The organism is Serratia sp. C2(1), assembly GCF_036352655.1.
GTDB classification, from domain to species: domain Bacteria; phylum Pseudomonadota; class Gammaproteobacteria; order Enterobacterales; family Enterobacteriaceae; genus Serratia; species Serratia inhibens.
In genome coordinates, this window is record NZ_JAZFBA010000002.1 from 312,671 (window position 1) to 325,208 (window position 12,538).

Annotated in this window: 10 protein-coding genes; 5 read left to right on the top strand and 5 right to left on the bottom strand. The window is 58.3% G+C overall.

The features are described 5' to 3' along the window. Positions 1 to 10 precede the first annotated feature (10 nt). From serB to nadR, 3 genes are read left to right on the top strand one after another with little or no spacing between them, the layout of a single operon-like run. Positions 11 to 988 (top strand): phosphoserine phosphatase, encoded by a 978-nt coding sequence (gene serB, locus V2S86_RS17065; protein WP_330763420.1) that lies wholly within the window; start codon positions 11 to 13, stop codon positions 986 to 988. A 23-nt stretch (positions 989 to 1,011) separates the two neighbouring features. Then, positions 1,012 to 2,397 (top strand): DNA repair protein RadA, encoded by a 1,386-nt coding sequence (gene radA / locus V2S86_RS17070; protein WP_004949941.1) that lies wholly within the window; start codon positions 1,012 to 1,014, stop codon positions 2,395 to 2,397. A 56-nt stretch (positions 2,398 to 2,453) separates the two neighbouring features. Continuing rightward, positions 2,454 to 3,713 carry a multifunctional transcriptional regulator/nicotinamide-nucleotide adenylyltransferase/ribosylnicotinamide kinase NadR gene (gene nadR / locus V2S86_RS17075; protein WP_330763421.1) on the top strand — a complete coding sequence of 420 codons (1,260 nt, stop codon included), beginning with the start codon at positions 2,454 to 2,456 and terminating at the stop codon, positions 3,711 to 3,713. A gap of 33 nt (positions 3,714 to 3,746) precedes the next feature. Here the strand turns inward: nadR and V2S86_RS17080 are convergent, their stop codons facing one another. Further along, complete coding sequence (locus V2S86_RS17080) at positions 3,747 to 4,748, bottom strand: zinc-binding alcohol dehydrogenase family protein (RefSeq protein WP_330763422.1); 1,002 nt, start codon at positions 4,746 to 4,748, stop codon at positions 3,747 to 3,749. A 98-nt stretch (positions 4,749 to 4,846) separates the two neighbouring features. Between V2S86_RS17080 and V2S86_RS17085 the strand changes: the two genes are divergently transcribed. After that, positions 4,847 to 5,758: a LysR family transcriptional regulator gene (locus tag V2S86_RS17085; protein WP_330763423.1), complete on the top strand. Its 912-nt coding sequence runs from the start codon at positions 4,847 to 4,849 to the stop codon at positions 5,756 to 5,758. 50 nt (positions 5,759 to 5,808) lie between these two features. Here V2S86_RS17085 and ettA read toward each other — a convergent pair whose 3' ends face one another. The 4 genes from ettA to V2S86_RS17105 all read right to left on the bottom strand — a co-directional run bounded on the left by ettA (position 5,809) and on the right by V2S86_RS17105 (position 10,013). Then, positions 5,809 to 7,476 carry an energy-dependent translational throttle protein EttA gene (gene ettA, locus V2S86_RS17090; RefSeq protein ID WP_330763424.1) on the bottom strand — a complete coding sequence of 556 codons (1,668 nt, stop codon included), beginning with the start codon at positions 7,474 to 7,476 and terminating at the stop codon, positions 5,809 to 5,811. 144 nt (positions 7,477 to 7,620) lie between these two features. Beyond that, a complete protein-coding gene (locus tag V2S86_RS17095) occupies positions 7,621 to 8,118 on the bottom strand; it encodes an OmpA family protein (RefSeq protein WP_330763425.1) in 498 nt (165 codons plus the stop codon). A gap of 36 nt (positions 8,119 to 8,154) precedes the next feature. Then, positions 8,155 to 9,402, bottom strand: coding sequence for a diguanylate cyclase domain-containing protein (locus V2S86_RS17100; RefSeq protein WP_330763426.1), 1,248 nt, complete (start codon positions 9,400 to 9,402; stop codon positions 8,155 to 8,157). Further along, positions 9,399 to 10,013: a YfiR family protein gene (locus V2S86_RS17105; protein WP_330763427.1), complete on the bottom strand. Its 615-nt coding sequence runs from the start codon at positions 10,011 to 10,013 to the stop codon at positions 9,399 to 9,401. The genes V2S86_RS17100 and V2S86_RS17105 overlap by 4 nt, the downstream gene beginning before the upstream one ends. A 573-nt stretch (positions 10,014 to 10,586) precedes the next feature. Here V2S86_RS17105 and sltY point away from each other — a divergent pair. Beyond that, positions 10,587 to 12,515 (top strand): murein transglycosylase, encoded by a 1,929-nt coding sequence (sltY, locus tag V2S86_RS17110; protein WP_330763428.1) that lies wholly within the window; start codon positions 10,587 to 10,589, stop codon positions 12,513 to 12,515. The last annotated feature ends 23 nt before the right edge of the window (positions 12,516 to 12,538 follow it).

Below are 12,538 nucleotides of genomic sequence, written 5' to 3' on the forward strand. Positions count from 1 at the left end.
GGAGTTAATGATGTCGAATAGTCTGACCTATTGCGATCTCCCGGCAGAGATTTCTCAATGGCCGGGTCTTCCCCTTTCGCTGAGCGGCGACGAAGTGATGCCGCTGGATTATCGGGCGGGCCATACCGGTTGGCTATTATACGGCAGAGAGCTGGATAAAACGCGCATTACTCATTTCCAGCGCAAGCTGGGTGCGGCGATGGTGATCGTCACCGCCTGGTGCGTAGAGGACTATCAGGTCGTCCGGCTGGCGGGCACCCTGACGGCGCGCGCCAAAATGCTGGCGGCGGAGAACGGGCTGGACGTGGCGCCGCTCGGCAAGATCCCCCATTTGCGCACCCCTGGGCTGCTGGTGATGGACATGGACTCCACTGCGATCGAGATTGAATGCATCGACGAAATCGCCAAGCTGGCGGGCGTCGGTGATGAGGTGGCGGAAGTGACCGAACGCGCAATGCGCGGCGAGCTGGATTTTACCGCCAGCCTGCGTCAACGCGTTGGAAAGCTGAAAGGTGCCGATGCCAATATCCTCAAACAGGTACGCGATGAACTGCCGCTGATGCCGGGGTTGATCAACCTGGTGCGCAAGCTGCAGGCGATGGACTGGCATGTGGCGATCGCGTCCGGCGGCTTCACTTACTATGCCGAGTATCTGCGCGACAAACTGAAGCTGGTGGCGGTGGCGGCCAACGAGCTGGGGATCCGCGACGGCAAACTGACCGGCGAAGTGCTGGGGCCGGTGGTTGATGCGCAATTCAAGGCCGATACGCTGATCGCGTTGGCGGAAAAGCTGGGCATTCCCCCGCAGCAGACCGTGGCTATCGGCGACGGTGCCAATGATTTGAAAATGATACAGGCGGCCGGGCTGGGCATTGCCTACCACGCCAAACCGAAAGTGTATGACAAGGCGCAGGTGTCCATTCGCCATGCCGATCTGATGGGCGTGCTGTGCGTACTGACCGGCAGCCTGAAACACGAAGTTCGCTAAAAATATCGAGTAAGAGGTAATACGTGGCAAAAGCGGCAAAACGGGCGTTTGTATGTAATGAGTGCGGCGCAGATTATCCGCGCTGGCAGGGGCAGTGCAGCGCTTGTCACGCCTGGAACAGCATTACGGAAGTTCGTCTGGCTGCGGTGTCCTCTTCTTCTCGCTCCGAGCGTTTAAGCGGTTATGCCGGTGATGCCGGCATCAGCAAGGTGCAAAAACTCTCGGACATCAGCCTGGACGAGTTGCCGCGTTTTTCCACCGGCTTTCTTGAGTTTGACCGCGTACTGGGCGGCGGCGTGGTGCCGGGCAGCGCGATCCTGATCGGCGGCAACCCCGGTGCCGGTAAAAGTACTCTGCTGTTGCAGGTGCTGTGCAAGCTGTCCGAGCAGATGAAAACCCTGTACGTCACCGGCGAGGAATCGTTGCAACAGGTGGCGATGCGCGCTCACCGCCTCGGGTTGCCGACCGGTAACCTGAACATGCTGTCGGAAACCAGTATCGAGCAGATCTGCCTGATCGCCGAACAAGAGCAGCCGAAGCTGATGGTGATCGACTCGATCCAGGTGATGCACATGGCGGATATTCAGTCTTCGCCGGGCAGCGTGGCACAGGTGCGGGAAACCGCCGCCTACCTGACGCGCTTTGCCAAAACGCGCGGCGTGGCGATTGTCATGGTCGGGCACGTCACCAAAGACGGCTCGCTGGCCGGGCCGAAGGTGCTGGAACACTGTATCGACTGTTCGGTACTGCTGGACGGCGATGCCGATTCCCGTTTTCGCACCCTGCGCAGCCATAAAAACCGCTTCGGTGCGGTGAATGAGCTGGGGGTATTCGCCATGACCGAGCAGGGCCTGCGTGAAGTCAGCAACCCGTCCGCCATCTTCCTCAGCCGTGGCGACGAAGTCACTTCCGGCAGTTCGGTGATGGTGGTCTGGGAAGGAACCCGGCCGCTGCTGGTTGAGATCCAGGCGCTGGTGGATCATTCGATGATGTCCAACCCGCGCCGGGTCGCGGTCGGTCTGGAGCAGAACCGGCTGGCGATCCTGCTGGCGGTGCTGCACCGCCACGGTGGGTTGCAGATGTCGGATCAGGATGTGTTTGTGAACGTGGTCGGCGGGGTGAAAGTCAGTGAAACCAGCGCCGATCTGGCGTTGCTGATGTCGCTGGTGTCGAGCCTGCGCGACCGCCCGTTGCCGAACGATCTGGTGGTGTTCGGCGAAGTGGGGCTGGCGGGAGAGATTCGCCCGGTGCCGAGTGGGCAGGAGCGTATTTCCGAGGCGGCAAAGCACGGCTTCAAGCGCGCTATCGTGCCGCACGCCAACGTGCCGAAAAAGCCGCCGGCAAATATGCAGGTGTTCGGCGTGAAAAAGCTGGCGGACGCCCTGGACGTGCTGGAACAATTCTATTAATTGCCATGTGATGCGCAGAATATGCTATTTTGTTTAGCATATTAAACGGAGGGGTTATGCGGCAATTCGATTACCTGAAAGCATCTATCAAGCAGAAGAGCTGTACCCTGCAGCAGGTGGCGGATGCCAGCGGCATGACCAAAGGCTACCTCAGCCAGCTGTTGAATGACAAAATCAAAAGCCCAAGCGCTCAGAAACTGGAAGCTTTGCACCGTTTTCTTGGCCTGGAATTCCCGCGTCGCGAGAAAAAGGTCGGTGTGGTGTTTGGTAAATTTTACCCACTGCACACCGGCCATATTTACCTGATTCAGCGCGCTTGCAGCCAGGTGGATGAGCTGCACGTGATTTTGTGTCACGACGAACCGCGTGACCGGGAACTGTTCGAGAACAGCTCGATGTCGCAACAGCCCACGGTCAGCGACCGTCTGCGTTGGCTGCTGCAAACCTTCAAGTACCAGAAAAACATCCATATTCATTCGTTCGACGAGCAGGGCATCGAACCCTATCCGCACGGTTGGAACGTGTGGAGCGACGGGATGAAAGCCTTCATGGAACAGAAGGGCATAGTGCCGAGCTTTATCTATTCCAGCGAAACGCAAGACGCCCCGCGTTATCGCGAGCATCTGGCGATGGAAACCATTCTGATCGATCCCGAACGCTCATTCATGAACATCAGCGGCAGCCAAATCCGTCAGGATCCGTTCCGCTATTGGGATTACATTCCGACCGAAGTGAAGCCGTTCTTCGTGCGCACCGTGGCGATCCTCGGCGGTGAGTCGAGCGGCAAATCGACGCTGGTGAACAAGCTGGCGAACATTTTTAACACCACCAGCGCCTGGGAATATGGTCGCGACTATGTGTTCTCGCATCTGGGCGGCGATGAGATGGCGTTGCAGTACTCCGACTACGACAAGATTGCGTTAGGGCAGGCGCAGTACGTTGACTTTGCAGTTAAATACGCCAACAAGGTGGCGTTTATCGATACCGATTTCGTCACTACCCAGGCGTTCTGCAAAAAGTACGAAGGGCGCGAGCACCCCTTCGTGCAGGCGCTGATCGACGAATACCGGTTTGATCTGGTGATCCTGCTGGAAAATAACACCCCGTGGGTGGCGGATGGCCTGCGCAGCCTCGGCGCGCCGACCGATCGCAAGGCGTTCCAGCACCTGCTGGAAGAGATGCTGCGCGCCAACAATATCGAGTATGCACACGTGGAATCCAGCGACTATGAGGAGCGCTTCCTGCGCTGCGTCGAACTGGTAAAACAGCTGTTGGCGGCCGATGCCAGCCGACTGGTAGGCGCCACGTCGGAATAAGCCGGAGGCGCAGCATGCTGCGCCTCTCTTGCCTCAGTAAACAATCACCAGTTTGCCCTGCATATGCCCATCAAGCAGTTTTTTATGCGCGGCGGTCAGGGTCTCCACCGTCAGCCCCTGCAGCGTTTCACTCAGTGTGGTGCTCAGCTTTCCGTCGTCCAGTAACTGCGCCACCTGCTTGAGGATTTCTCCCTGTTGGGCGATGTCCGGCGTGGTGAACATGCTGCGGGTAAACATCAATTCCCAATGCAGCGCGGCGCTTTTCAGCTTCAACGCGTTCTGATCGAGCGGTTGTTGGTTCTCCACGATGGTGCAGATATGGCCCAGCGGCGCGATCAGATCCGAGATCGCTTTCCAGTGGCCATCGGTATCGTTCAGGCAAAGAATATAATCGACGGTTTCAATACCCTGCTGCGCCAGATTCCCTTTAAGATCATGATAATCCACCACCAGATCGGCGCCGCGCTCCCGGCACCAGGCCGCCGACTCGGGGCGTGAAGCGGTGGCAATCACCTTCACCTTGCTCAACTGGGCGGCAAACGGGATCGCCAGCGAGCCAACGCCGCCGGCACCGCCGATAATCAACAGGGTTTTATCTTCCGTCGCATCCTGGATTTTCAGGTGCTCGAACAACGCTTCCCAGGCGGTCAGCGCGGTCAGCGGCATGGCGGCGGATTCAGCCCAGTTCAGGCTGCGCGGTTTATGTGAAGCGATGCGTGAATCAATCAACTGCTGAGTGCTGTTGCTGCCTGGGCGGGTGATATCACCGGCGTACCAAACTTCATCACCGGCTTTGAAACCTGTGACGCCGTTGCCCACCTCAAGCACCACGCCGCTGGCATCCCAGCCCAGGATACGCGGCTGTTGCAGGCCACTTTTTTGCAGGCCGGCGTGGACTTTGGTATCTACCGGATTGACCGATACCGCTTTGACCTCCACCAGCAAATCGTATTGGCCTGGGGCAGGTTTTTCCGGGCTGATTTCAATGAAACCGGCGGGGTTTTTCGGGTCTACGGCAATGGCTTTAATCGGCATGATTGTGCTCCTTTAGAATGAATACCCTCAGTGTAGACCTCCGAGAGAAGAGTGATAAGATGGACAATAAATAACTAAGTGTTCGTTTAAGGTGAACAATGATGTTTAAACAGCTGCAGGACATGGCGTTGTTTGCGCTGGTGGCCGAGTGCAGCAGCTTCACCGCCGCAGCCAACCGCGCCGGTTTGCCGAAATCCAGCGTTAGCCAGCGCATCAGCCAGCTGGAGCAGACGTTGGGTTTGCGGCTGCTCAATCGTACCACCCGCCAGCTCAACCTGACCTTCGCCGGCGAACGCTATCTGGTGCACTGTCAGGAGATGTTGTCCGCTGCCGAACGGGCCGATCTGGCCTTGCAGCGGCTGCGTGACAACCCGAGCGGCCGGTTGCGCATCTCGACGCCAGCCGGGTTGGGGGCGACTCTGCTGGCGCGGCTGGCGGCGGATTTTCAGCGTCAGTATCCGGATGTCTCGCTCGAAGTCTCGGTGTCCGACGCGATGGTGGATCTGGTGCAAGAGGGGTATGACGCCGCGTTGCGCACCGGCAAACCCCAGGATTCCTCGCTGATTGGCCGCCGCCTGGGGCATACTCCGCGTTATTTGCTGGCGGCACCGGCCTATCTGGCGCAGTTCCCGCCGCTCCTTCATCCGCAGCAGTTGCAGCAGCACCGCTGCATTGCGCACCGCGCCTGGCCGGCGTGGAGCCTGCGTCGGGGCGACGAGTATTACCGCTGGCAACTGCCGATGCTGCATATCACTGACAACCTGCTGTATGCGCGCGAGTGTGCCATCTCCGGCGCCGGCATTACCCTGCTGCCGGCGTTCCTCAGCCGCGAGGTGGTGGCGCAAAAGCAACTGGTGGAGGTGTTGCCGGAATGGCGGGCGGAGGGGAATGAACTGTATCTGGTCTACCCGAGCCGCAAGCTGAATTCGCCGGCGCTGGCCTGCTTTATCGACGTGGTGCTGCAGCACCCGGTCTTTGTGGACTATGCGCAGGCGCTGGATTGGGGATAATAAAAAGCCCGCAAGGTGCGGGCTTGAGAGCATAGATCGCCAAGCTGACGTTACTTGGTGACTTTTTTGTACTTGATACGGCGAGGTTCCAGCGCATCGGCACCCAGAGTACGCTTTTTGTACTCTTCGTATTCGGTAAAGTTGCCTTCGAAGAACTCCACCTTACCTTCATCCTGATAGTCCAGAATGTGGGTGGCAATACGGTCAAGGAACCAACGGTCATGCGAGATCACCATCGCACAGCCCGGGAACTCCAGCAGGGCGTTTTCCAGCGCGCGCAGGGTTTCGATATCCAGGTCGTTGGTGGGTTCGTCGAGCAGCAGCACGTTGCCGCCAACCTGCAGCAGCTTGGCCAAATGCAGACGGCCACGCTCACCACCGGACAGTTCGCCCACGCGTTTGCCCTGATCGACGCCCTTGAAGTTAAAGCGGCCAACATAGGCACGGCTTGGCATTTCGGTGTTGCCCACGCGCATGATGTCCTGGCCGCCGGACACTTCTTCCCACACGGTTTTGGCATTATCCATGCTGTCGCGGAACTGATCGACAGAAGCCAGCTTGACGGTATCGCCCAGCACGATGCTGCCGGAGTCAGGTTGTTCCTGGCCGGACATCATGCGGAACAGCGTGGATTTACCTGCGCCGTTCGGGCCGATGATGCCGACAATCGCGCCCTTAGGTACGGCGAATGACAGATCGTCAATCAGCAGGCGGTCGCCGTAGGATTTACGCAGGTTGTGAACTTCAACCACTTTATCGCCCAGGCGGGTGCCAGGTGGGATAAACAGTTCGTTGGTTTCGTTACGTTTCTGGTATTCGGTGCTGTTAAGCTCTTCAAAGCGCGCCAGACGGGCCTTGCCTTTAGACTGACGGCCTTTGGCACCCTGACGCACCCACTCCAGCTCTTTCTCGATCGACTTGCGGCGAGCGGCTTCGGTTGAGGCTTCCTGCGCCAGACGAGCGTCTTTCTGTTCCAGCCAGGAAGAGTAGTTGCCTTCCCACGGAATGCCTTCGCCGCGGTCCAGCTCCAGGATCCAGCCGGCCACGTTATCCAGGAAGTAACGGTCGTGGGTGATCGCCACTACGGTGCCTTCGAAGTCGTGCAGGAAGCGTTCCAGCCAGGCCACGGATTCGGCATCCAGGTGGTTGGTCGGTTCGTCCAGCAGCAGCATGTCCGGTTTTTCCAGCAGCAGGCGGCACAGCGCTACGCGGCGACGTTCACCACCGGAAAGGTTGGCGATTTTGGCGTCCCACTCCGGCAGGCGCAACGCATCGGCGGCGCGCTCCAATTGGGTGTTGAGGTTGTGACCATCGTGGGCCTGAATGATCTCTTCCAGGCGGCCCTGTTCAGCGGCCAACTTGTCGAAGTCGGCGCCTTCTTCAGCGTACAGCGCGTACACTTCATCAAGTCGCTTGAGGGCACCGACGACTTCTGCCATCGCTTCTTCAACCGATTCGCGAACGGTATGTTCCAGGTTAAGTTGCGGTTCCTGCGGCAGGTAGCCGATTTTAATCCCCGGTTGCGGGCGCGCTTCACCTTCGATATCGGTATCGATGCCGGCCATAATGCGCAGCAGGGTGGATTTACCGGAGCCGTTCAGGCCCAGCACGCCAATTTTGGCGCCAGGGAAGAAGCTCAGGGAGATATTTTTCAGGATGTGACGCTTCGGCGGGACCACTTTGCCGACGCGATGCATGGTATAGACGTATTGAGCCACGTTGCTCTAAGCCTCTCTATATCAGTTTTTATAGGATGTCTGGTGGTTGCGGAGTGTAGCCCGTTTCGAACACGGATCCCAGACATCATCAGCGATCGCTAAGTATAACCCGTTATGCGCCTTTAACAGGCGCATAACGGCAGATTAAGGTGTGACGACGATCGCGACGCGGCGGTTTTCCGCACGGCCGCTGGAGGTGCGGTTATCGGCGACCGGATCGCGCTTGCCCATGCCGCGGGTTTCGATATTGGCGCGCGGAATGCCTACGCTGGCCAGCAAATCGGCCACTGCATCGGCGCGGCGCAGCGAAAGCTGGTCGTTATAGCTATCTTCACCGTAGTTATCCGTATGGCCATCCAGACGGAACTTGGTGATGCCTACGCTCATCAGCGCGCGGCCCATTTTTTGGACGGTTTCGGTGCTTTCCGGATTCAGCTTGCCGATGTTGTTGCCGAACAGCACTTTGTCGGAGAGGCCGAATTCCCAGCCGTTATCCGTCAGTTTGAACCCGTGAGACTGCAACAACGCGACCTGCTCGGGCGTCAGGCCCTGCGGTTTGCTCTGGCACCCTGCAAGGGTGAGCAAGGCGACAAACATTATCGCCAGCAGTGAGAAACGGTTTTTTAGTGTTTGCTGTATCATAATCAAATCCCTGGTTTTAATTTTATAACTGGGGCTCTATTTCTGTATTGCCAGCCGCCAGCCTCCGTTATAACGATGCTTTGCCTGATACATCGCATCGTCAGCTTCGTGCAAAAGACCCTGAGGCGTTAGTGCATGTTCAGGGTAAAGCGCAATACCGATACTCAGAGAGGTCGTCACCGCCTCGTCGTTCGGCAAAATTACCGGTTGGGTCATGCAGTCGATAATGTTGTCGGCAATTTGCAGCACATCTTCCGTACTGTGAACCGGCGCCAACAGCACCGCGAACTCATCGCCGCCTAAACGCGCGACCAGATCGCTTTCACGCAGCTGCGCGCGAATGCGCCCGGCAATGGTGGTCAGCACTGCGTCGCCGGCGGCGTGACCGTAACTGTCGTTCACCTCCTTGAAACGATCGCCGTCGATAAACAACACTGCGAGTTTTTCTGTCGGCTCAATATCGCCCAGTGCGCGACTCAGCCGCCCTTCAAAAAAGGCGCGATTCGGCAACCCGGTCAGGCTGTCGTGGGTCGCCCGGTGGGTCAGTGAATCATTTTCCTGTTTCAGGTGCGCCTGCCAGGCCTCCAGCTCATCGAGCAAGCCGTTGAAGTCGTTGCTCAATTCGTGCAGTTCGGCAATGGGCGCCGACGGCACCCGCAGCCCGAAGGTGCGATCGCGCCGCACCGCATGCGCCACCTTGGCGATATCATCCAGCGAACTGACAATGCCCAGCAGCATGCGGCGGGAAAGAATCAGCGCGCACAGGGTACTGAGCACCAGGCAGGCGATCATGCCCAGAATACCCCGCAGCAGAAAACGCAACAGGCTGCCGCCGTTGCCGCTCAGCCAGACCTTGCCGACCTGCTTGCCCTCGTGGGTGATCGGCAAGACCACCGGCTCCGGCAGCGCCCAGTGAGCGACAATCTGCTCCAGGCCGTGCAGCGGACCATCCTTGGGGCGATGCCAACTGGCCAGCACGTTACCGCTGTTGTTCAGGATTTTGGCTTCCGACACCTCTTCTTTGGCGGCGATAAGTACCATCGCCTCGCGAATGTAGGGGCGGTCTCCAAACACCACTGCAGCTTCAACCGTATAGCTGATGGAACGCGCAATAAGGTGCAGGTTGTGGTTAGCGTAGGCGCGTAGCGCGAACAGCGCCACCAGCGTCAAGAAAATCCCGGCGGTGCCGACGGCAATCAGTGCCAACCCGAGATTGGCTCGTTGCAGTACCCGGCCCAGCGTGGGCCGCGAATGTCCGGAACGGTTCTTGCGCAACCACATCATAGCGGCGGCGCCTGTTTGCGCGCCAGCTGCAGCACGTTAGGATGAACGCGAACGCCGCTGCGCGCCAGCGCGTCCAGGTTCACCTTGAAACTGGCCTGGTCGCCGTCAATTTGCAGGCAAAAAGCGCTGCCGGCAGAGCATTCACCGTCGTTCTCGCTGATGCTGAGAATGGAATGGCCATGAATACGCTGTATAAAGTTTTGTTTTTGGCCGGTATTGATATTACCCAAATAAATTACGTCGCAGCCGGTGCTCAGCAGAGGGCTGTCAAAGGGCACTCGCTCGGCTTTTATCGGCCGGGGAGCGCTCAGCAGAATAGGGTCGAACAAGCCTTCGGCATAGTGGGTCGGTGCCGTTACGCACAGGCGGATGGGTTTGGGCTCACTGGGCCAGCGGGCATAGCTGATGATGCCGACCACGACGGTGGTGACGGCATGAGTGCGATTCTGATAGGTATTGCCCGTGTCGGAGCGAGCCAATCCGGGAAACGCCAGCAGCAGGACTACAATGAGTGGTAACAAGCGGTCGCCACCCAGACGTGCGCAAACGAAGCTCGTGAATGAGCTTTTCGCGTTGGCTGCTATCATCACGGCATTTTTTGCCATCTTCATCTGCCATTCCTGCCAACGTCCGCAGTAAGGTAGCGGTGATCTAACAATGAGAAACCTGACCCGACCGAAGGGGGAAACGTAATACTAAGTACTATCAATCGCACTGTGTGATGAACACTATCTAACCCATAATTGGCGCGGATTGTATTATAAGATATCGCTGTTGCGCGCTTTATGTGCCGTTTTCTCGGATTTATCCTATCTTTTTTTAACAGTATAAAAACGGCCCGGGGAGTTTGCCAGGCGTTTTCGGCAAAGGAAGCGGCGTTGAGCGGCAGTGCGGCACCTTACGTGACACCTTTATTTAATTTGTCAGCCAGGGTAAACGTTTTTTACCTGCCGCCCCTCATGACGATAAACTTCTTCTTCTACAGTAGTTGAATGGATAGGCAATTGCGCTGTCTACGGTAGATGCCTGAGCTTATCGCTCTGCACATCCTTTTGCTCTGACGTGTATTCCACTTCAGGGCGCGAAACACTCGAAGAGCCGGTTTCTCCGGGCCTTGACCGCTGGCGCAGCGCGGCAAGGGGAGAAAGGGTTCCGGCAACACAACCAGCGAGGAAAGAGTAAGTATGGTCAAGGTAGACAAGTGGCGGTTGTTGGCCGTGGGGCTGTGCCTGACGGCATTCTCGGGCGCGGCAATGGCGGACTCCCTCGACGCACAGCGTCAGCGTTATCTGCAAATCAAGCAGGCGTGGGACAGTAATCAGATGGACGTCGTGGCGCAACTGATGCCGACGCTGCGTGATTATCCGCTTTATCCTTATCTGGAATACCGCGAACTGACGCAGGATCTCAGCCAGGCCGGTTTCTCCGAGGTGAATGACTTTATCAAGCAGCACCCGACGCTGCCCCCCGCCAAGTCGTTGGCGCCGCGTTTTGTCAATGAATTGGCGCGCCGTGAAGACTGGCGCACCCTGTTGGCGTTCAGCCCGCAGGCCCCCAAACCGGTCGCGGCACGCTGTAACTATTACTACGCCAAATGGGCCACCGGCGATCAACAGGCGGCCTGGAGCGGCGCGGACGATCTCTGGATGAGCGGTAAAACGTTGCCGGGCGCCTGCGATAAACTGTTCAACGTCTGGCAGGGTGCCGGCAAGCAAACGCCGCTGAATACCCTGGAGCGCATGAAACTGGCGTTAAAAGAGGGCAACAGCAGCCTGGTTAACAGCCTCTATCGCCAGTTGCCGTCAGAATATCAGACCATGGGTGATGCGCTGGTGCGCCTGCAAAACGATCCCGCTACCGTAGAGGCTTTTGCCCGCAGCGTAGGGCCGACTGACTTTACCCGTGCGGCGACCGGCATCGCTTTCGAGCGGCTGGCGCGTCAGGATGCTGAAAATGCCCGCGCAATGATCCCGAGTATCGCCCGCCTGCAGAAAATGAGCGACAGCGAGCGGTTGGGGTTGGAAGAGGCGGTGGCGTGGCGCCTGATGGGCAGCGATGCGACTTTCGAGCAGACCCAGTGGCGCGATAAGGTCATCCTGCGCAGCCAGTCTCCGACGCTGCTGGAACGCCGTGTGCGCATGGCGTTGGGTAACGGCGATCGTCAGGGTGTGGCGACCTGGCTTTCGCGCCTGCCGGCAGAATCACGCAATAAAGACGAATGGCGTTACTGGCGTGCGAGTATCTTGCTGGATGAAGGCAAGCGCAGCGAGGGTGAAGAGCTCCTGCGCAGTCTGATGAACGAACGCGGTTTCTACCCTATGGTGGCGGCGCAGAAACTGAATAAACCGTACCCGGTCATGGTGGCGGTGGCGGCAAAACCCCGCGCTTCACTGGTGGACGGGCCGGAAATTGCCCGCGTGCGTGAACTGATGTACTGGAACATGGATAACCTGGCGCGCAGCGAGTGGACCTCGTTCGTTGCCAGCCGCAGCCGGCCTGAACAGGAAGCGCTGGCGCGTTATGCCTTCGAGCAGAAATGGGCCGATCTCAGCGTGCAGGCGACCATCGTCGGCAAGCTGTGGGATCACCTCGAGGAGCGCTTCCCGGTGGCCTGGTCGCAAGAGTTCCGCAGCGCTACCGATGACAAAGGCATCACGCCGAGCTACGCCATGGCGATCGCCCGTCAGGAGAGCGCCTGGAACCCGAAAGCCCAGTCGCCGGTGGGGGCCAGCGGCCTGATGCAGGTGATGCCGCGGACCGCGCAACATACCGTGCAAATGTACAATATTCCCGGTTACTCAAGCCCGAGCCAACTGCTTGACCCGCGCACCAATATCACTATCGGCACCAGTTACCTGGAGTACGTCTACCAGCAGTTTGGTCGTAACCGTATCCTGTCGTCGGCAGCCTATAACGCCGGCCCATCGCGGGTGAATACCTGGTTGGGCAATAGCGAAGGGCGTGTCGATGCGGTGGCTTTTGTTGAAAGCATCCCGTTCTCGGAGACCCGTTCCTACGTGAAGAACGTGCTGGCTTATGACGCGTTTTACCGTTATTTGATGCACCGCCCGGCCAAGGTACTGACCGATGCCGAGTGGCAGAGACGTTATTGATTTTGACGGCGCTATGGTATGCT